Annotated in this window: 14 protein-coding genes; 4 read left to right on the top strand and 10 right to left on the bottom strand. The window is 60.5% G+C overall.

Annotated features, from left to right (window positions below; translation table 11 throughout):
- Positions 1–2: 2 nt before the first annotated feature.
- Positions 3–767: a hypothetical protein gene (locus F1609_RS24410; RefSeq protein WP_166881596.1), complete on the top strand. Its 765-nt coding sequence runs from the start codon at positions 3–5 to the stop codon at positions 765–767.
- A 67-nt stretch (positions 768–834) separates the two neighbouring features.
- Here the strand turns inward: F1609_RS24410 and F1609_RS24405 are convergent, their stop codons facing one another.
- The 7 genes from F1609_RS24405 to F1609_RS24375 form a co-directional block, all read right to left on the bottom strand.
- Positions 835–1,926 (bottom strand): phospholipase A, encoded by a 1,092-nt coding sequence (locus tag F1609_RS24405; protein WP_167079262.1) that lies wholly within the window; start codon positions 1,924–1,926, stop codon positions 835–837.
- A 92-nt stretch (positions 1,927–2,018) separates the two neighbouring features.
- A complete protein-coding gene (locus tag F1609_RS35260) occupies positions 2,019–2,486 on the bottom strand; it encodes an HNH endonuclease (RefSeq protein WP_167079261.1) in 468 nt (155 codons plus the stop codon).
- Between the two features lie 56 nt (positions 2,487–2,542).
- Positions 2,543–4,243, bottom strand: a complete 1,701-nt coding sequence (locus F1609_RS24395) for a hypothetical protein (RefSeq protein ID WP_167079260.1) — start codon at positions 4,241–4,243, stop codon at positions 2,543–2,545.
- A 159-nt stretch (positions 4,244–4,402) separates the two neighbouring features.
- Positions 4,403–7,231, bottom strand: coding sequence for an Hsp70 family protein (locus F1609_RS24390; protein WP_167079259.1), 2,829 nt, complete (start codon positions 7,229–7,231; stop codon positions 4,403–4,405).
- Between the two features lie 8 nt (positions 7,232–7,239).
- Complete coding sequence (locus tag F1609_RS24385; protein ID WP_167079258.1) at positions 7,240–9,093, bottom strand: Hsp70 family protein; 1,854 nt, start codon at positions 9,091–9,093, stop codon at positions 7,240–7,242.
- Entirely contained in the window at positions 9,090–9,698 is a 609-nt protein-coding gene (locus tag F1609_RS24380; RefSeq protein ID WP_167079257.1) for a DUF2760 domain-containing protein, read from the bottom strand. Before F1609_RS24380 ends, F1609_RS24385 begins: the two co-directional genes overlap by 4 nt.
- 253 nt (positions 9,699–9,951) lie before the next feature.
- Positions 9,952–11,025, bottom strand: coding sequence for a hypothetical protein (locus tag F1609_RS24375; RefSeq protein ID WP_167079256.1), 1,074 nt, complete (start codon positions 11,023–11,025; stop codon positions 9,952–9,954).
- A gap of 286 nt (positions 11,026–11,311) precedes the next feature.
- Between F1609_RS24375 and F1609_RS24370 the strand changes: the two genes are divergently transcribed.
- From F1609_RS24370 to F1609_RS24360, 3 genes are all read left to right on the top strand, one after another.
- Positions 11,312–12,391 carry an AAA family ATPase gene (locus F1609_RS24370; RefSeq protein ID WP_167079255.1) on the top strand — a complete coding sequence of 360 codons (1,080 nt, stop codon included), beginning with the start codon at positions 11,312–11,314 and terminating at the stop codon, positions 12,389–12,391.
- Positions 12,391–13,053 carry a DUF4276 family protein gene (locus F1609_RS24365; protein WP_167079254.1) on the top strand — a complete coding sequence of 221 codons (663 nt, stop codon included), beginning with the start codon at positions 12,391–12,393 and terminating at the stop codon, positions 13,051–13,053. The genes F1609_RS24370 and F1609_RS24365 overlap by 1 nt, the downstream gene beginning before the upstream one ends.
- A 450-nt stretch (positions 13,054–13,503) precedes the next feature.
- Positions 13,504–14,613 (top strand): MrcB family domain-containing protein, encoded by a 1,110-nt coding sequence (locus F1609_RS24360; RefSeq protein ID WP_167079253.1) that lies wholly within the window; start codon positions 13,504–13,506, stop codon positions 14,611–14,613.
- Between the two features lie 108 nt (positions 14,614–14,721).
- Here the strand turns inward: F1609_RS24360 and gyrB are convergent, their stop codons facing one another.
- The 3 genes from gyrB to dnaA all read right to left on the bottom strand — a co-directional run bounded on the left by gyrB (position 14,722) and on the right by dnaA (position 20,216).
- Entirely contained in the window at positions 14,722–17,214 is a 2,493-nt protein-coding gene (gene gyrB, locus F1609_RS24355) for a DNA topoisomerase (ATP-hydrolyzing) subunit B (RefSeq protein ID WP_167079252.1), read from the bottom strand.
- Between the two features lie 177 nt (positions 17,215–17,391).
- A complete protein-coding gene (dnaN, locus tag F1609_RS24350) occupies positions 17,392–18,498 on the bottom strand; it encodes a DNA polymerase III subunit beta (protein ID WP_167079251.1) in 1,107 nt (368 codons plus the stop codon).
- Positions 18,499–18,800: 302 nt separating this feature from the next.
- The gene (dnaA, locus tag F1609_RS24345; RefSeq protein ID WP_167079250.1) at positions 18,801–20,216 is read right to left on the bottom strand and encodes a chromosomal replication initiator protein DnaA; all 1,416 of its coding nucleotides are present in this window, start codon (positions 20,214–20,216) and stop codon (positions 18,801–18,803) included.
- Positions 20,217–20,498: the final 282 nt, after the last annotated feature.

Raw genomic sequence — 20,498 nt, 5'->3', positions numbered from 1 at the left:
AGATGAGCAATGCAAGTGGATGGGGACTGACGGCGCGTTTGATTTCGAAGCACTTCGGCGTGCTGGGCGACCGTATATCGTCAGCGATCGCCAATTTTGATCCTGAAACGGCGACCGAAGCCGACCGCGACCGCCTGGCGGACACCCTGCGCGCCACCGCGCAAGTGCTGGCATCGGCGCGTTCCTCTTTCGAGAAGGAGCACAAGGACGTGGTCAGCCTGCGCGAACTGATCGCCAACGACGAAAAGGCCACGGCAACCCTGGCCGAACGTCTGGCTGCGGGCAAGATTTCGGAAGCGACCGTCACCATGTTCTGCGACGAACTCGAAGCGAACAAGAGCCGCCTGCCGCAAGAAATCCAGGAAGAAGCCGACGCCAAGGCCTACATGGACGAGCTGCAAAAGATCATCGACGCGCTGTCCAAACAGCTCGCCGAGTTCGACGCCCAGGCCAAGAAAGCGCTGCAGCAGCTGGCAGCGGCCCAGGCGCAGAAGGACCTGCAATCGATGCGCGCCGAGCGCCAGAGCCAATTGGCTGGCCTGACCGGCATGAAAGGCAATTCGACCGCCTTGAATGCCCTCACGCGCCGCGCCCAGGAAGTGAGCAACGAAGCCGAAGGCATGCGCATCGTCGCCGACATTGGCCAAAAGCCGCTCGACCAGGCTGCGGAAATCGATGCGATCCGCAAGTCGGTGCAGAACGACACCAGCGGCGAAACGGCCTTGCAACGCCTGCAGCGCCTGTCGGGTAAACCTGCCGCCGCATAAGCTGGCGATGCACACATGAAAACGGCCTCTTTCGAGGCCGTTTTTTATACTGCTACCAGAGCGCGCATCAGAAATCGACGGTAAAACCGGCGCCGACCGAGCGCTGCGAATAGTTATAGTCGATCAGGCTTTGTCCGTAGCCCGAAAACACCTGCACATAGCCCTTCAGATTGGTCGCCAGCGGATACGCAATCGCGGCCTGGACCGCGCCATGGTCGGTCGACATATTCCGGCGCGCCATGATCGAATACTCATAGCCATCCTTGCGATAACTCGCGCGCACGTCGCCGCGCGCCAGGTAATCGGTGATGTCCGGATTGTCGTTGTTGGATTTGGCGTTATCCAGGCGGCGCCACAGGCGCGCGGTCAGCGCGAAATTGCCGTTATCGACACCGACTTCGGTGTACATGCGGTTCCAGCTGCGCGACAGGGTCGAGGTTTGGCCGTTCGACTGGTGAATCAGGCCAAAATTGACGAAGCGCAGGTTCATTGGGCCGAACGATTTATTGATCGGCACCACCGCCATGATTTCAGGCTGGTAGTTGGTTTCGCGGAACGGGCTCGATTGCGAACGGTTGTACGCTTGCCAGAAACTCTGCTGGGTATAGCCGAGCCAGATATCGACCGGCAAGCCGGCGACTTTTTCGGCGGCCTTCATTTTCAGGCTGAGCTGATAGGTCAGCTCGACGCGCTTGGTTTTCAGGCCGGACGGGGTAAAGTCGCGGTACGGCGCATCGTTCGACGAGGTGCTGTAATTGGCCACCAGCAGGTAGTTTTCGCGGTGCGGACGCACGGCAAAGGTACCGCGGCGCGAGGCATCGCTCAACTCCCACAACTGCTCCAGGCGCGAAATCGGCGTTTCCGGCGGGGCCGGGGTGTTGGACGCCACGGCCGGAATCGGCTTTGCTGGCTCGGCGGCGGTCGCTGCCGCTGCTGCCCGCTTGACCGGGTCGACGGCGACGGTGGCGTCCGGCGTCGGATTGCCGGCAACAGTCTCGGCCGTGGCGGCCTTGGTCAGCGTGTCGAAACATCCCAGGCGCGCGCTCGGGTCGCCAAGCACGGAGCAGCGCAGCATTTGCTGTTCGAGCTCGCCGGCCTGGGCGACGCCGGCGGAAATGAAGAGGGTGGTCAGGAGGAGGGGCAGTCGGGCGGCGTGCATGTAGATGTTTCTAAAATAACAAAAGGGTGGTTACTGTAGCGCAATATGAGAAAAAATGTCGCGCTGCATGGTGAGATGCGTGCGAAACGAGCTCAACTGTTGTTTGTCGGGTCGATAAACACGGCGTTTTCATCCAGGACGCTGTCGGGCACCTCGGGCACCTCGAGCACGAGACGGTCGATTTTTTCGTACAGCGCCAGCCGGAATTCGTCGCGGTCCAGGGACAGATGGCAGCGCCGGTGGCAATTCGGGCACAGCGCGGCGCAGTTCGAGGTTGTATCCGAGCCCTGGCTGGCCAGCGGCATGACGTGGTGCACTTCCAGGTAGGGAAAGCCGTCGTTGCCCGTGAACGGCGCGGCCATGTCGCAGCCTTCGCAGATGCCGTCCGCGACCTTGAGCACCCAGGCCTTGACCGCCGGATCGCGCACGTAGCGTAGCGACTGCGTCATGACCTGGGCCGGCGCGGCCGATCCGGCCGGCACGCCGCCGCTACCGGGCTGGCGCAGCAGCGCCGTCACCTTGCGCGCCAGTTCGCGCTCGTCGGCGGTGCGCTGGTACATGGTCAGCGTGTCCAGGCGGGAAGCTTGCTCCGTTGAAAAAGCAATCCGGTCCTCGCTTATAAAACGATGCCATACCCAAGCATGCGCGCCGCCTTGCGAAATTTGTCTTCCTGGCTTTGCAATACCGCCAGATGACGTTTGCCCGCGCGCATGCACAGCGCCGCTGTGTCCTTGTGTCCGGCGATCAGGTCGGCCGTGTTCGCATCGGCGCACTCGATCAGCACACTGGCGCCCAGCACGCGCATCGCCTTGCCCTGCTTGTTGCAGGTGCGCAGGAAACTCTCCACCTGTGCCGGCAGGGGTTGGCTGTCGCGCGACTGCAAGAAGACTGCCAGCTGCGCCGTATCCTGGCCGCGCTCGACGGCGAGCATGGTTTTTTCGCGGTCCAGACGCCACACAGAGTCGCTGTCGCGGCTTGCCCAGTTTTCCAGCAAGAGCGCATCTTCGGCCGACAGGCTACCGCCGCTCACCCCGATCGCCAGGCTGGCGCTGACCGACAAGGCGCACGAGGCGGCCTGGGCGGGCGCAGTGTAGGTCGCACTCAGGCCAAGACAATACGCCCCCAGCTCGGTCAAGCGGATATACATCAAGCCGTCGTAACGCGACAGGAAGCTCATGCCCTGGCCGCCCCACAAGTCCTGGAACCGGGGGCGCGCATCGTGCGGCGAGCGATAGGCCACGTCGATCATGCCCAAGGTAGCGCAGTATTCGAACAGCACGCACAGCAGATAACGCCGTTCGAAGATATCCCACTCGTCGTCGGTATACGCAAGCGCGCCGTAATTGGCGTCTTCCAGATAGAGCGACCACGGATCGTTGGCTACCGCTAGCGGCGCGCCTTCGGCCCGCATGAAGCGCCCCAATTCATCGGCCTCGACCCAGCGTGCGGCGGGGCAGCGCTTGAGGAATTGGCCGATGGCGGCGCGCCGCACGGCGACCGGCGTCAGGCGGCCCTTGGTCTTCTGGCCCTTGATCGCATCGACGCGATTGAATTCGTCGAACACGGTTGAGGCCAGCCATTTTTGCCAGATGCCGCGCAGCACGTCGGCCGGTGGCGCCTGCAGGGCCTTGATGCCGGCCGGGGTCAATCCGAGTTTGCTTCCATGCAGTTCCGCCAGGCCGCTTGCCTGCAGCAGCAGCGGCCACGCCACCGGCTTGATCGCGCCAATCTGCTGGTCCGAATAGTCGCAGGCGGTGGTGGGGTCATAAAAATCGGCGTTGGCAAGCTTGCCTTCAATCGTACGCAAGGCGGCCACGCCCGGCATGCGCGTTTTATCGCTGACCGTAAAGTGCTTTTGATCGACCATGCGCAGCATAGCGACGACCTCGTACAGGGCATCGGGTGCTGTATTGCGCTGCGTCAGCGGCGTCTGATCATCATCACCTTGTCCTTGCTGTTCCGGCTCGGGTAAGACGGCAAGGCTTGCCAGCGCATTCGGCGCAGGCGGCGGGAACAAGGCCGCTACGCGCAGGCCAAGTTGCGCGGGGAGGGCGATGGCGTCGTCATGCTTGAACAGAAACAGATTCAGCACGTTCATCGGGCCACGGACAGAGACAGATTTTCCAGGATGATAAAAGCGTGGAGATTGACCGTATTTGGCGGCAAAACGCTGGCTATCGAAACTGCCTAGGACGTCGTACGCCGCTTCGCGTACCGCCAGTTGCTGGCAAGGATCGAGCATCGCCCAGACACGCGGCAAGCCGGTGTCCGACATTTCATCAAGGAGCGCGGCGACCAGCAAGTCTTTGCGTGTCACCTTATTGTTACCAGGAAAATTGGCAAGCAATTGCTTGAGATCGCTGTTTGTGAGGCTGTTCAGGGCATCGGTCAGTGTATTCATTGGCGGAGGAAGCGAACAAACAAGAACAACAGCATGACAAGGCGTGCGCTACGCGTCAAGCGCGGGCCGGCGGCATCAGGCGATCAGCTTCAATCCCGGCGGCAGCGATTCGCCCAGGATCCAGCGTTCCGTGGCCTGGTCCAGCTGCACCACCTGCTGCACCATGGTGATGGTGGCCGGCGGCGCGTTGATCGCCAGCAAGCGCTGGACGATGCGTTCGCGTAAGGCCAGCGGCAAGTCGCGCGCGCGGTCGTCGGTCATGCGCGCCAGATGCACGGCGGCAAAGGCGGCCGACTCGACCTTTTTCCAGTCGAGCGCCAGGATGGCCTCAAGCCAGCCTTCCACCACCTCGGTCGGCACCACATCGTGCGTGCTGCCGTGGAAGGGCTGGCGCGCGCCGATGCGGCCCAGCGCCCACAGGTAGCGGCTGGCGCTGGTGTTGTCTTTCGCCGGCACGGCTGCTGCCGGCTGCGCGATACGTTCCAGCAGCCAGCCGCCGATTTCGGCCTTGTACTCGACCGGAATGCGTTCGAGCGATGCGCCCAGGCGCAGCATGTCGTCGTCGCTGCCGGCCACCACCGGGTTGCTGCCATCGCCGCTGGCCGCGCCGCCTTCCTTGTTGGTCTGGAGATTGAAGGCGAAGTCGTCGAGCAGGCGCAGCTGTTCGGTGGCGCCCAGCCCGCCGGCGACGCGGCGCCACAGGGTCCACCATTCGGCGCGTGCCTGTCTATCGTCGGCATGGCGCACGCCGGACTCGAACAGGGTCCACAATTGTTCCAGGCGCCAGTCGTCGAGCGCATGGCCGAAGCCCGGCCGCAGGCAATAGCCAGCCAGGTTCAGCCAGACTCTTTCATGCTCGGCGGACCGGTGCCGTCCGCGCGCGCGTTGCCACAAGGCGTCGAACAGCTGGCGCAGCAGGGTGGTTGGCCATTGCTCCCGATCACCCAGCAGCAGCTCCAGTTGCGCGCGCAGCTGCTTGACTTCCTTCGCCGTCACCTGCTGCGCTTTCTTGCCGAAGATGCGGTCGATCTTCTCAAACGCGGCCATCAGTTGCGGCGATGGCGCACCGTCCGGCTTGTTGCTCGCGCCCGCAGTGTTGTCGTGGCGCAGGTCGAATTCCAGCAGCCAGCGCTGGCTGGCGTCGCTCAGGTTGACGCAGTGCATTTCCAAGGTACCGACCTCGGTCAGCGCGGTGGCCAGCTGGACGGCGGTTTCCTGCTTGCCGCCTGCGGACTTGGCGCCTTTCAGTACCGTCGCGATCGGCGGCAGGCGCACGTATTTCGGATCGTCCAGATCGACCAGTTCGCCGGGCGCAGGCGGGGCATCGGCGCCGTCGGCATTCGAGGTCATCACATGGAAACGCACCGGTTGCCCCAGGCGCAGGGCGAAGGTGCGGTCTTGGAGCAGGATTTCACGGCCGGTTTCGCTGCCGCGCGGCAAGATGCAGATGCCGCGCTTCGGCCCTTTTGCGTCGTCCAGCACCAGGAAATAGCTGCGCGCCGCGCCGGCATCGATGCGCGGCGCCTGGCCTTGCAGCGCCAGCGCGTACGCCACCGCGCCACGGGCCACGGCCACGTCCGGATTGTCGTTGTGCAGCAGGCGCAGCGGTGCGCCGCGCCAGTTGCCCAGGGTGTCCTGCAAGCGTTGCACCAGCGCAGCGGCGCGGAACACGCCGCCGTTGAGCAGCAGGGTATCGGGCATGGCCGTGCCGTCGTCCTGCGCCGCTTGCAGGGCACTGGCGTGCTGCTGCAAGAAGTCGGCGATGTGGCGGGTGACGGCGGCATCGCGCGCGTACGGTAAGCCGAACTCGACGATGCCGGCGCGCGCCTGCTGCACCCGCTCGGTGGCCGCCACCAGCGGGAAAAAGCCATCGACGATGATGCTGCCGACTTCCTCTTTCGTCAGCGCCACCGAACGCATGCCGCCGATCATGCGCGAGCCGGACCCGAGCAAGGTTACCTGCGCCTGTTCGGGCGCGTCGGCCGCCAGCAATTGTTCCTTGGCGGCGCGGCAGCGTTCCATCAGTTGCGACAGCGCGCCGGAGGACAGGCGCGGCTGCTCCGTGCCGGCCATCTGCGCCATTTTTGTTTCCGTCACATGGGCCAGCGCCAGGTCCATATTGTCGCCGCCGAGCATCACGTGGTTGCCCACGCCGATGCGCGTCAGTTGCGGCTGGCCATCTTGCAGGTCCACCTTGATGAGGCTCAGGTCGGTGGTGCCACCGCCGACGTCGCACACCAGCACCATGCGCGTCTGCGCCAGTTCGCCGGACAAGTCGCCGCGATGGCGGAACAGCCAGTCGTAGAACACGGCCTGCGGTTCTTCCAGCAGGCGCAGTTGATGCAGTCCGGCCTGGCGCGCTGCGGCCAGGGTGAGCGCGCGCGCGCCTTCGTCGAAAGAGGCCGGGACCGTCAGTATCAGATCCTGCTGCTCGAGCGGATGAGCGGGAAATTGGCTGTTCCACGCTGCGCGCAGGTAAGCCAGGTAGCTGGCGCTGGCCGCCACCGGCGACACCTTGGCGACGTCCGGCGCGGCGCCCCACGGCAGGATCGGCGCCATGCGGTCGACCGCGGTGTGCGACAGCCAGCTCTTGGCGCTGGCCACCATGCGCCCCGGCACTTGCGCACCGAGGCGGCGCGCCAGCTGGCCGAACACCACCGGCTGCGCTTCGGCAGCATCCGGCGGCCACGGCAGCTGCATGTCGGCCGCCGGCAATTCGCCGTCCGCCGGATGGTAGCGTACCGACGGCAGCAGCGGCAGGGCGGCAACTTGCCCCGGCGCCACCAGTTGCTCGATTTCAAACAGGGTAATGGCGGCGCGGCCATGCTGCGCATCGACAGGCGCATACGCGACCACGCTATTGGTGGTCCCGAGGTCGATGCCGACGATGTACTGGCGCGCCACGCCGTGCCCTAGGTGTTGCCGATGCCGTTGCCGCGCACGTCGAACTCCACCTTCCAGCGCTCTGCGCCCTGGACGGCTTGCGCCACCAGTTCCAGGGTGCCGGTATCGGTGGCCACGGCGGCCAGCGTCACGGCGACCACATCGCCGGCCTGGCGCCCTTCGGCAGGCAGGGTGGCCTGGATTTCGCCGACTTCCTGCATCTCGTCCGGATGCCAGAAGTCGAGCAGGTCGCCCAGGCGGTCCTGGCGCCGTACCGACGAGCCGAAGAAGCGCAGGGTGATGGCGTGCCCGACCACCAGGCCGAATTGCTGGGTCTTGAGCTGGGCTTCGATGCCTTCTTCCATGCCGAACGGGGCCACGCACAGCAGCTGGATCGGCGGTTCGAAACCAGGCACGGCCGGCATCGACGATTCGATCGCCACGTAGTAGGCGCGCGCGGTGCCGCCGCGGATGCGGATGCCTTTGCCGCGACGCACGTAGCCGTAGTAGGCGGCGCCGCGCGCCACGGCCAGGTCGAGGTCGGCGCCGGTGAGCATGCGCGCAGGTGCAGCGCCTTCGCCGGCCAGCCAGTCGTTCAGGGTGGTGAGGGTGCGTTCGGCCAGGACGTCCGACTTGAACACGCCGCCGTTGAACAGCACGGCGGTCGGGTGCAGGAAGCTGGCGCTCTCGCTGACCGTGCCGGCGAAGCCTTCCAGCTCTGCCGTGGCGTCGGCCTGGCGCCCCAGCAGGGCGGCCAGGTGGCGGGTGACGCCGGCATCCTGCGCATACGGCAGGCCCAGCTGCACCAGGCCGCCACGTGGACGGCTGACCGGGCGCGCGGCCGCTTCCACCTGCGGGAAGAAGCCTTCGAGGATGGTGGCGCGCACTTCTTCCTGGGTCAGTTCGGTGCGGATCGAACCGCCGATGAGTTTGGAGCCGCGGCTCGGCACGACGATCGGCTGGGTGGCCAGGGTCGCATCGCTGAGCAGGTTTTCTTTGGCCGCGCGGCAAGCGTAGGCCAGCGCGCGCATTTGCCAGGCGTCCAGCTGGGTGCCGGTGGCCGCGACCTTGCGCGCCACCAGGTGCGCCAGCGCCAGGTCCATATTGTCGCCGCCGAGCAAAATGTGGTCGCCCACGGCGATGCGGTGCAGTTCCAGGTTGCCGTCGCGCTCCAGGACGGTGACCAGCGAAAAGTCGCTGGTGCCGCCGCCCACGTCGATGACGAGGATGATGTCGCCCGGCTTGGCATCCTTGCGCCAGCGCCCGCCGCTGTTCTGGATCCAGTTGTAGAGGGCCGCTTGCGGCTCTTCCAGCAGGGTCAGGTTGACGTAACCGGCGGCCTTGGCCGCTTCCACGGTCAGCTCGCGCGCGGCCGGGTCGAACGAGGCCGGGATGGTGACGGTGATGTCCTGCTCGTCGAACGGCGCTTCCGGATGGGCCGCGTTCCACGCGTTGCGCAGGTGCGCCAGGTAGCGGGTGGAGGCTTCCAGCGGCGACAATTTCGTCACTTCCGGTGGCGCGTCGCTCGGCAAAATCGCCGCGCGGCGGTCCACGCCCGGGTGGCACAGCCAGCTCTTGGCGCTCGACACCAGGCGGATCGGGGTCTGGGCGCCGCGCGCGCGGGCGAATTCGCCGACCGCGTAGTCCTGGCTGCTGGTCCATGGCAGGTTGAGCGCGCCGGGCGGCAATTCGTCGCCGTGCGGCATGTACAGGAAGGAAGGCAGCAGGTGGCCGTTGCCGACCGCGCCAGCGTCGACCAGTTGCGGAATCTCAAGGACGCCGTGGGAAGTTGTTTCGCCATCGCTGGCGGTCAGGTCCACATAGGCCAGGGCGCAATGGGTGGTGCCGAGATCGATGCCGATCGAGAAGTAGGCGTTGCTCACAGTTCCACCTCCGCCTGGGCCAGCACGGTGGCGTCGTGGCCGGCGGCCAGGGTGGGCAGGCGCACGTCCGCCGCGCGCCAGCCGCGATGGCTGATGCTGCCGTTGAACGGGGCCTTGCCGACCACGTTGCCGGTCAGGCGCACGGCGCGGGCGTCGAAGCCCTCGTTCAGGGTGACACGGCTGCCTTCGGCTTCGTCGCGCACGGGGACGATGGTGAAGTGTTCGCGCAGCACCTTGGCGCAGCCTTCGTGCACCACGCGCGCGGCGGCGCCGATGTCGGCGTCCGAGAAGCCGGAGAGGTTTTCCTGGGTAAAGTCGATCAGGCGCGCATCGCGCTGGAGCAGGGACAGCAGTTGCAGGGCGGTGTCGGGCGTGGGCGCCGCCGGCGGTTTTGGTGCTGGTACTGGCGCTGGCGCTGGCGCCGCGGCGACCGGGGCCGGCGGTGGCACGGGCATGCCGTCACGCACGCGCTCGATGCGGCCGGCGAAGCCGCCATCCGACAGCGCGCCGAAGAAAGCGCCGAAAGCGATCGGAATACGGCGCAGGAAAGAAGGCGGGTTGTTGTCGTGGGACGGGTGATTCGAATTCGGCGACGAGTCGATCATCAATTACTCCTGAGTATGCCGGCTGTATGTCGGACTGATGTGGTTGGCCGGGCTAGTGAGCCGCAGGGCCGGAACCGGGATTGTATGCTGTATAAGGCCGGAATCTGCGCAAGGCCTGAATTTATGCTGCGCGGCAGTATAAATCATTTGGTGACGCCACTGCGTGAAGCGGCTGGTTGGCGTGAATGCAAAAAACCAGGCGCGGGCCTGGTTTTTTGATGCTGCCAATGCGCCTGTCGGCGTGCTTGCAGACTTATTGACCATCCTTGACGGTTTTGACGCAGGCCTTGAGCTCGGCCGTGCATGGCAGATATTCGGATTTTTCCGGTTTCACGCCGGGATTGATCGCGCGGGCCTTCTCGATCACCGCTGCCTTGCAGGTGGCGAAGGTGGCTTTGCAGGCGCCGATCGGGGTGCTGTCGACCAGCGGTTTGACGTCTTCGCTGACGCACTGCTTGTATTCCACCTTGCATTCGACTTTGGAGGCTTTTGGGTCGACCGTGGTATCGGCTTCCGCAACGCACAGGTTCATCTCGGTCTGGCAATTGAGTTTGGCCGATTTGATTTTGGAGCTCGTATCGATGCCCAACCATTCCGGCATCGAGGACGTCAGGGCAGCCAGGCACGACTGCGTCGCCAGCTTCTGTTCGGCCGCGACGGCTTCGTAGTCGTTCGCTTTCCATGCGCTCAGTTTGCGTGGCTTGGAGACATAGCCGCAGGAGCGGGCAGTGTCTTGCACTTTGCGGAAGAAGCTGTCGGTCGCGCCTTCGGGGCGCTTGCTGAAACGGGCAGCGAAACGCAGCACATACTCGTCTTCACGTTCCGTACCGGCCATGAGCTCGTTGTACAGCAAATGCCAGCCCAAGGGCGTGATGGTCATGCCATTTTTGCGTGGTGCGGCGCCACTGCCCTCTTTCTCGGCCAGCACGGCAACGAATTTTTCGTCGAGCGCTTTGGGCAGGTCCAGCAGCAAGGGGCTGATCAGGTTCTGCGGTTTGCGGGTATCCGTCACGGCATCGCCCAGAAAATCTTCCTTATTGTGCGTCTGTTCGCGTGTACCGAGCAGGGAAAGCGCCATTCTCCCGACGTTGCCGCCAACTACATGCGAGCGGTGCACGATCCGCAAATAGGTCAGTTCATCGCCGTAGGTATTGACGTACAGTGACACGGGACCCTTGGAGGCATAGACTGGGTGGCGCGGCAGCGCGGGTACCGCGGCAGCGGCAGGCGTGCTTGCCTGGGTGCTGTCCTGGGCGAAGGAAGGGCTGGCGGTGGCAAGCGCGGTCACGAATAGGGGCAGGAAGAACGAGCGGAGCGTGGAGTTCATGTTTGACAGTGATTGGTCGAGGGATCGCCGCAATGAAGTACGTCGGATCGGGCGTATGGGAGGTTCCTGGTGCGCAGCGAAGATATGCGGCAGAATGGCTGAATTTACTTACATTATAGAACAAATAATTTATCAAAGGTAATTATCAGCCGCCGACGCAATACGGGTGTTGCGAATCCGACACTCTCACGCCAGCCCCTGCGAACGCCATACTACGCACGCCGCCCACGACGGCAATGGACGCCTGCGCTATGATGTCTTCATACTCGGTTCGGAATATGACAGCATGCATCCTCTTCGTAAAATAACGATTCGCGGCTACAAGTCGATCCGCTCGTTGGACAATCTTAAGCTTGATAATCTGAATGTACTGATTGGTGCAAACGGTGCCGGCAAGAGCAATTTCATCAGTTTCTTCCGGCTGCTGGCGCGCCTAATGGCGAGTGAGCTGAACTATTACGTCGCCAAGAACGGCGGCCCGGATGCACTCCTGTATCACGGGCGTAAACGGACACCGCAATTGGAAGCCGAGATGTATTTTGGCAATAACGGCTACCAGCTGGGGCTCGAACCCACACAAGGCAACGGCTTCATTTTCGCCAAAGAGAATTTCTACTGGGATTACACAGGAGCCGTATTTTCCTTGGGCGTAGGCCATACCGAAACCGAGTCCGGCAATGGGCGTCACCCTAACGTTGCAGCCTATGTCGTGCCATCGGTCAAGAGCTGGATCGTTTACCATTTTCACGACACCAGCGACAGCGCGCCAATGAAGCAGAGCTGCGCGTTGAACGACAATGTTCTGTTGCGGCCGGACGGATCTAATCTACCTGCGTATCTGCACCGGTTGCAGCATCAGTTCCCTGATCATTTCCGCCGGATCAGTGATACGGTGCGACTGGTCGCGCCATTTTTTGCCGAATTCCAGTTGCGTCCCAACCCTCTGGACCCGAATTCGATCCAGTTGGAATGGCAGGAAAAAGGCAGTGATTTCCCTTTCCTCGGACATCATTTATCGGACGGTACACTGCGCTTCATCTGTCTCGCTGCGGTCTTGCTGCAGCCGGAAGAGTTGATGCCCGCAACAATACTGTTCGATGAACCGGAACTCGGTTTGCATCCCTACGCAATCGAACTGCTCGCATCGCTGATGCGGCAAACCTCGGCCAAACATCAACTGATCGTCTCCTCGCAATCGGTCGAATTGCTCAATCAATTTGACCCAAAGCACGTCATTGTGGTCGACCGGGAGGGCGAGCAATCCACCTTCAAACGCCTCGATGCAGCGGCGTTGGCGGAATGGCTTGAGGAATACACCTTGGGCGAGTTGTGGAAGCGTAATGTTTTTGGCGGAAGGCCGCGCTAATGGCCGGCAACCATACCCGCGTGAACATCCTGGTGGAGGGCCAGACCGAAGAGACATTTGTCAGGGAGTTGTTGGTGCCCCATTTCGCGGGCCTGCAGGTTTACCTGACACCTCGCATAATCGAAACGAGCAAAGGCCATCGAGGCGGTGTTGTCAGCTATGGGAAGATCGTCCATCAGGTAAAGCGCTGGTGCCTGCAGGATCAGAGCGCCAAGGTCACGACGATGTTCGATGTCTACGGCTTGCCGGTTGACTTTCCTAACGTCGCAAACTGGAATAACAATCAGCCAGCGCCTGCACAAGTCGCTGTTTTGGAGGCCAACCTTGCCGCCAGCGTTGGTCAACCAAACTTCATTCCCTATTTGCAGCTACACGAATACGAAGCTTTGTTGTTCAGTGATTTGAGTGCATTTTCCTATGCGGAGGTGCCGCAGAGCGTCATCCAAGCGTGGCAACAGGAACTGGCCGCGTGCGGGGGACCGGAGCATGTCAATAATTCAAAGCTGACCGCACCATCGAAGCGTTTGATCGCACGCTGGCCAGGCTATGAATACGCTAAAGTGCAATTTGGCGTGTTGATTGCCCTTGAAATCGGATTGGCACGAATTCGCCAACAGTGCCCACGGTTTAACGAATGGCTCAGCATCTTGGAAAATTTGTAAGGCTGAGTGCCTTTTCTGTAGAACGCCGGCTGCTTCCTCTTTACAAACAGCCGCAACTCGTCATGCACGTTTTTCGGGGAAACAGGGTCTCGTACTATCATCAGGTACATACGAGAGCGACTTCCATCGTCCACCATTCCGACAATAGCTCGGCGCAAATCCGGAGCTGCCTGTTGATGCTTCCGTGAGCAGAGAGGGAGGAGGGCGTCCAGATTGTCCATTGCTGCCGCACGTGCTTCCCAAGCACTTTGTGGAAATGCCAAAGTTCGCTCGCATTGCATACTTGTTGTCATGACTTTATTACGACGATGTTCTTGTCGTCCCGCCCATACATTCTGCGTCGTGGGACTGCAAACAAATTGGTTAATGTCATGACTTTTCACTTGAGGTAACACTTAGACGTTGAATAGTGGTAGTCTACATGTTCAATATTTTAGCGTCATCTTTTCTATGCAACTTCTTCTTGATGTTTTCGACAATTATCTTGATACTCGATCACAATTGTCTGGTAAAGCAAAAAAAATTGGTACCGCAGATCAAATAAGCATACTTAATGATTTGCCTGGATTCTTCACGCTGCTCCTTACTGATTGCGGACGCATTTCCGATTTTGAGGTAATGGGGTCGATCGGTACCGGTAACATCGCGCGTGTTCCATGGATTGCAATTTTCAATTCCAAGGTTACCACTACAGCTCAGGATGGATATTATATCGTTTTGCTTTTCTCAGAAGCTATGGACTGCTGTTACCTTAGTTTAAATCAGGGAGTGACGTCAGTCCAGCGTAACTATTCTCGGAAATTGGCAGTGGAAAAAATTCAAGTGGGCGCGAGGAAAGCTTTGCTTTATTTAAATCCAGAACCTCGTTCTATTTTAGGCCGTATTAATCTTAAAGCGACTGGTGATTTAGGCATTGGGTATGAAAACGGAGCCATCATAAGTTATCACTATCCTCGCACTAATTTACCCAGCAAATCGCAGCTTAAAGAGGATCTCTTCGCCCTCCTACACCATTACGATAGGTTGCTTCCTGTGGCAGGTAGTTCAATACAAAACCTGGTTCCTGTGAGTGAAGCAGAATTCCAGCAAGTCGCACTCGAAAAAGCAGCGACAAAACTGGATAATACGGATGTAACTCAAATAGATTTTCTGAAAGCAGTTCCGGTTCCTAAACGAGTATCTACAAATAGAAATGGATGGGCTCGTAGTGTATCTGTGTCTGCATATGCCTTACGCCAAGCAGAATTTATGTGTGAGGTTGATCCGATGCATCAAACATTTATTTCCAATTCAGGAAAAAGACCCTACGTTGAAGCGCATCATCTAGTGCCGATGAGCCATCAGGGAGAATTTAAATGGTCACTTGACGTCCCATCAAACGTCGTAGCGCTTTGTGCTCTGTGTCACAAATTATTGCACCATGGACGAGCTCTCGATAAAAAAGAATATTTGATGAAATTATTCGAAAATCGAAAAAATCGATTGCTCAAGAATGAAATATCGTTGGATTTTAGCTCGTTGTACGGTTTTTATGCGAAAGATTCCGTGGGCGATGATTAAGCAGAGGTAAGAAGATAAAAATTACAAAAGGCTCGTTAGAGCCCTTTGTATTGTGATTGTCTGCCTGACTATCGCGTAACGTAGTCGCTAGCATATTTATTCGAAAGTTTATGCGTCAATATTCCCCGCCCGCAGCGCATTCGACTCGATAAAGTTCCTGCGCGGCTCGACCTCATCACCCATCAAGGTGGTGAAAATCTGATCCGCCGCAATGGCGTCATCAATCTGCACCTTCAGCAAACGGCGCACGGTCGGGTCCATCGTGGTTTCCCACAGCTGTTCCGGATTCATTTCGCCCAGCCCTTTGTAGCGCTGTTTGGTCACGGTGCGCTCGGCTTCGTCGCGCAGCCATTGCATCGCGTGGTGGAAGTCGTCCACTGCCGTCTCCTTCATGCGCTCGCCTTCGCCGCGGCGGATGAACGCGCCTTCGCCGATCAAACCCCGGAACGTCGCCGCCGCACTGGCCAGGGTCGAATAATCGGCCCCCTGCACAAAATCGGCGTCGATCGAGCTGACCTGGATATTGCCGTGGTGCATACGCTCGATGCGCAGCGCATGTTTTTCGCTCAGATCGTCCGAACGCACGCTCACCTTGACGGCTTTGTCGTCGATCATCTTTTCCATCGCAGCGGCCGAGACGCCGGCGTTTTCCAGCGTGCTCAGGTCCAGGGTAACGCCGGTCATGATGGCGGTCAGGGCGGCACGGTCGATCACGCGCGTCAGGCGCATCATGATCGCGTTCGACAGGTTGAACTGGCGTACCAGTTCAGCCAGCGGTTCGCCCGAAATCGCGTCGCCGCCTTCACGCGGCATGAGTACGGCGCTGTTCAAGGCCACCGTCATCATGTAGCTCGCTTCTTCCACGTCATCTTTCAGATAACGCTCGTCGCGGCCAGCCTTGACCTTATACAGCGGCGGTTGCGCGATATAGATATGGCCGCGTTCCACCAGTTGCGGCATCTGGCGATAGAACAGGGTCAGGAGCAAGGTGCGGATGTGGGCGCCGTCGACGTCCGCATCGGTCATGATAATGATGCGGTGATAACGCAGCTTGTCGACGTTGAATTCGTCCGGTCCGATCGAGGTACCCAGGGTCGCGATCAGGGTCGTGATCTGTTCCGACGAGAGCATTTTTTCAAAACGCGCTTTTTCCACGTTCAGCACTTTACCGCGCAGCGGCAAAATGGCCTGGAATTTCCGGTCGCGTCCTTGTTTTGCCGAGCCGCCCGCCGAATCACCCTCGACGATGTACAGTTCGCACAGCGCCGGGTCTTTTTCCTGGCAATCGGCCAGTTTGGCCGACAGGCCCAGACCGTCCATGATGCCTTTGCGGCGGGTCAGGTCGCGTGCCTTGCGGGCCGCTTCGCGCGCACGCGCCGCTTCCACGATCTTGCCGCAGATGATCTTGGCGTCGTTCGGCTTTTCCATCAGGTAGTCGGTCAAGGTCTTGGCGACGATTTCCTCGACCGGGCCGCGTACTTCGCTCGATACCAGCTTGTCTTTGGTCTGCGAGCTGAATTTGGGTTCCGGCACTTTGACCGACAGCACGCAGGTCAGGCCTTCGCGCATATCGTCGCCGCTGATTTCAACCTTGGCTTTCTTGGCGAAATCGTGCTCGTCGATATATTTGTTGATCACACGCGTCATCGCAGCGCGCAGGCCGGTCAGGTGGGTGCCGCCGTCGCGCTGCGGAATGTTATTGGTGAAGCACAGCACTTGTTCGTTGTAGGCGTCGTTCCATTGCATGGAGACGTCGACGCTGATATTGGTGCCCTGGTCCGACAGGCGCTCGCCGGTAGCCTGGAATACGGTCGGGTGCAGTACCGTCTTGGCTTTGTTGATGTATTCGACGAAGCCGCGCGTGCCGCCTTCGAAGGCGAAGATTTCTTCCTTGCCGGTGCGCTGGTCGGTCAGTTTGATATTGACGCCGTTATTGAGGAACGACAGCTCGCGAATCCGCTTGGCCAGGATTTCGTAGTGGAATTCGACGTGCGTGAAAATCTGTTCGTCGGCCCAGAAGTGGACGTCGGTGCCGCGCTTGTCGGTTTCGCCAATGACCTTGATCGGGGACACAGCGACGCCGTCGATCATCTCGATTTCGCGGTTTTGCGGCACGCCGCGCACGAATTCCATGTAATGGACTTTGCCGTCGCGGCGGATGGTCAGTTTCAGCAGTTTCGACAGGCCGTTGACGCAGGAAACGCCCACGCCGTGCAGGCCGCCCGAGACTTTGTACGAGTTCTGGTCGAACTTGCCGCCGGCGTGCAATTCGGTCATGACGATTTCGGCCGCGCTGCGCTTTGGCTCGTGCTTGTCGTCGAATTTGAGGCCGGTCGGTACGCCGCGGCCGTTATCGGTGATCGAAATCGAATTGTCCGAGTGGATCGTGACGTGGATTTCGGTACAGTGGCCGGCCAGCGATTCGTCGATTGAGTTGTCCAGCACTTCGAACACCAGATGGTGCAGGCCGGTGCCGTCCGAGGTGTCGCCAATGTACATGCCGGGGCGCTTGCGCACCGCTTCCAGACCTTCGAGGATCTGGATTGAGGAGGCTCCGTATTCTTCGATCTTGGCGGGGATTGCTGGTGTGTTCTCGGACATGGACTGCTTTCTCAAAAAACGATGTATCGGGTGCTAAAGGTCGGAACCGCCCCCGTCGTTCCCGCGAAGGCGGGAACCCATAGCACCTTCGCTATTCGCAGGTGCTATGGATTCCCGCGGGGGCGCCTAGCCCTTCGCGGGAACGACGGATCGAAAGTTCCCGGTATTACGTGTTGCTTAAATCCGCATCGGCATGACGACGTACTTGAAGTCCGCGTTGTCCGGAATCGAAATCAGTGCCGACGAATTCGAGTCGCCCAGCGCAATGTTGATCTGGTCGCACTTCAGGTTGTTCAACACGTCCAGCAGGTAAGTCACGTTGAAACCGATGTCGACGCTGTCGCCGCCGTAGTCGATTTCGAGTTCTTCAACCGCTTCTTCCTGGTCCGCATTGGTCGAGCTGATTTTCATGCTACCCGGGCTGATGATGCAGCGCACACCTTTGAACTTGTCGCTGGTCATGATCGCCGCGCGTTGCAGCGAACGCAGCAGCTCGTCGCGGCCGATCGTGAAGTCGTTCTTGTAGCCCTTCGGAATCACACGCGTGTAATCCGGGAACTTGCCTTCCACCAGCTTCGAAACCAGCTCGATGTCGGCGAAGGTCAGCTTGACTTGCGAAGTCGAAATGTCCAGCTGGACCGTCTCGTCGCTTTCTTCCAGCAAACGCTGCAGTTCGATAATCGTCTTGCGCGGAATGATGACTTCCTGGCGCGTGAATTCCTGCTCGGTCTCGACCTGGCAAAACGCCAGGCGGTGGCCGTCGGTGGCCACGGCGATGACGTTGCGGCCATCGAGCACCAGCAGCAGGCCGTTCAGGTAGTAACGGATATCCTGTTGCGCCATCGAAAAGTGCACCATGTTGAACAGGTGCTTGAGCGTCTTTTGCGGCAGAGTCACCGTGGCGTTGTAGGTGTCCGCGACCGAGACGGTCGGAAACTCTTCCGCCGCCAGGGTTTGCAGCGCGAAGCGCGACTTGCCGGTTTGTACCGTCAGGCGCTTGTTGACCAGGGTCATCGTGACGTCGCCCGATTCGGGCAGGGCGCGCAAAATGTCGAGCAGCTTGCGCGCGGCCACGGTGGTACCGGCCACATCGGCACCCGAGCCGATGCTGGCGTGCGTGGTGATCTGCACTTCGGTGTCCGTAGACAGGAACGAGACGTTTTCGCCGTCCTTGCGGATGAGGATATTGGCCAGAATCGGCATAGTGTGCCGACGCTCGACAATACCGCTCACGATCTGCAGTGGCCGGAGAAGGGTATCTCGGGTGGTTTTGACCAATTGCATAGTAATCCTCGGTAAGTTGTCAGAAATGTACTCTGGAGCCTCGAAAAACCTACTGCGCGGCGCAATTTTCGCTCTCCGATGCTCACCGTACCTTCGTACGGCTGCGCTTCTCGAACGAAACTTGCACCGCTCGCTACGGTTTTTCGAGGCCCCCTGTATGGCCCGCTAAGCAGTGCCGCCACGCCCGCCGCCCCGGCAAGCAGGCTTGCTCCGGGGCTGACAACGCAACAACAGGGCCACGGTAACCTTGCTGCTAATGCTATATTTTGCCAGAAATTGCCGTTCGCACATTAATTTGAACTTTAGCCCTTCAAAGTCTGCTCCAGAACGTGCAGCTCATGGTTGCATTCGGCATTCTTGGTGCGGTCGAGGGCGATCTTGCGCACCGCGTGCAGCACCGTGGTGTGGTCGCGTCCGCCGAACAGTTCGCCGATCTCGGGCAAGCTCTTCTGGGTCAGTTCCTTGGCCAGGTACATCGCGATCTGGCGCGGCCGCGCAATGTTGGCGGGACGGCGCTTGGAATACATGTCGGCCACCTTGATGCTGAAGAAGTCGGCCACCGTTTTCTGGATGTTTTCCACCGAGATCTGGCGGTTCTGTACCGACAGCAAATCCTTGAGCGCTTCTTTCACCACATCAATAGTGATGTCCTTGCCGTGGAAGCGCGAGTACGCCAGGATCTTGCGCAGCGCGCCTTCGAGCTCGCGCACGTTCGAGCGCAGGTGCTTGGCCACGAAAAAGGCCACGTCGTCCGAAAACGTCACGCCTTCGGACTGGGCTTTTTTGAGCAGGATCGCCACCCGCATTTCCAGCTCCGGCGGCTCGATCGCCACCGTCAGGCCGGAATCGAAACGCGAGATCAGGCGGTCGTCCATGCCGGTGATTTCTTTTGGATACGTATCGCTGGTGATGATGATCTGTTTTTTTGCCGCGATCAAAGCCTCGAACGCATAGAAAAACTCTTCCTGCGTGCGGCTCTTGCCGCCGAAGAATTGAATATCATCGATCAGCAGCATGTCCAGCGAGTGGTAGTAATGCTTGAAGTCGTCGAAGCCCTTGCGTTGGTACGCCGTGACGACGTCGCGCACGTACTGCTCGGCGTGGATGTAGCGAATCTTGGCGCCCGGCTGGTCGGCCATCACCTGGTTGCCGATCGCGTGGATCAGGTGGGTTTTGCCCAGGCCCACGCCGCCGTAGAAGAACAGCGGGTTGTAGCTCACGCCCGGATTGTTGGCCACCTGGATCGCGGCGGCGCGCGCCAGCTGGTTGGCCTTGCCGGTCACGAAGCTGTCGAAGGTCAGGTCGGTGTTGACGCGGCTCTGCTCGCGGCGCGGCGACGTGCCGATGTTGAACATCTCGGGCGCGGCCGGATTGTCCGCAGGACCGTTGCCATTGCCGGGACCGTTGTTGATGGTGCCCGGCAGCGGGCCGTCGTTCGGGGCCGGGTGCGGCGCCACCGGTTTTTTCGGCAGGGCGTTACGCGGGTCGAGCACGAACTGCACCTCGGTCGGCGCTTCCCAATACTGGGAGGCCAGGGCCGTGATGCGGTTGGCGAACTGCGACTTCACCCAGTCCAGCTTGAAGCGGTTCGGTGCTGCGATGCGCAACTTGCCGTCCTCGTAGTCGAGGGCAACCAGCGGTTTGATCCACGCACTGAATTGTTGCGGCGTCAGCTCCAGTTCCAATTGCGCGGAACAGGTCTGCCAAAAATTTTCCATGAATCTTCTGTCTGAATAAGGTGTGGAGGGGCGGTTCGATGATGCTTCGCTAGCGGGGGCCTCGAAAACCCTACTGCGCGGCGCAATTTTCGCCCGGCGATGCTCACCGTACCTTGGTACGGCTGCGCTTCTCGAACGAAACTTGCGCCGCTCGCTACGGTTTTTCGAGGCCCCCTGACGCATGCGTTGCGAGCGGTTCGCCACACGTAACACGCTATTCTACCCGCGAAGGCCCGAGTTATCCACAGGCACGCCGCTTATTTTCGGTGCAGGGGCAACGTG

Source organism: Massilia aquatica (assembly GCF_011682045.1).
Taxonomy (GTDB): Bacteria; Pseudomonadota; Gammaproteobacteria; order Burkholderiales; family Burkholderiaceae_D; genus Telluria_A; species Telluria_A aquatica.
Note: the sequence above shows the minus strand (reverse complement) of the source record. Positions and strands in the feature narration are given on the sequence as shown.

Coding starts and splice junctions, on each gene's coding strand:
- F1609_RS24410 (WP_166881596.1), top strand. CDS start 3: ATGAGCAATGCAAGTGGATGGGGACTGACGGCGCGTTTGATTTCGAAG.
- dnaA (WP_167079250.1), bottom strand. CDS start 20,216: ATGGAAAATTTTTGGCAGACCTGTTCCGCGCAATTGGAACTGGAGCTG.
- F1609_RS24370 (WP_167079255.1), top strand. CDS start 11,312: ATGCATCCTCTTCGTAAAATAACGATTCGCGGCTACAAGTCGATCCGC.
- dnaN (WP_167079251.1), bottom strand. CDS start 18,498: ATGCAATTGGTCAAAACCACCCGAGATACCCTTCTCCGGCCACTGCAG.
- F1609_RS24405 (WP_167079262.1), bottom strand. CDS start 1,926: ATGCACGCCGCCCGACTGCCCCTCCTCCTGACCACCCTCTTCATTTCC.
- F1609_RS24360 (WP_167079253.1), top strand. CDS start 13,504: ATGCAACTTCTTCTTGATGTTTTCGACAATTATCTTGATACTCGATCA.
- F1609_RS24375 (WP_167079256.1), bottom strand. CDS start 11,025: ATGAACTCCACGCTCCGCTCGTTCTTCCTGCCCCTATTCGTGACCGCG.
- gyrB (WP_167079252.1), bottom strand. CDS start 17,214: ATGTCCGAGAACACACCAGCAATCCCCGCCAAGATCGAAGAATACGGA.
- F1609_RS24365 (WP_167079254.1), top strand. CDS start 12,391: ATGGCCGGCAACCATACCCGCGTGAACATCCTGGTGGAGGGCCAGACC.
- F1609_RS35260 (WP_167079261.1), bottom strand. CDS start 2,486: ATGTACCAGCGCACCGCCGACGAGCGCGAACTGGCGCGCAAGGTGACG.
- F1609_RS24380 (WP_167079257.1), bottom strand. CDS start 9,698: ATGATCGACTCGTCGCCGAATTCGAATCACCCGTCCCACGACAACAAC.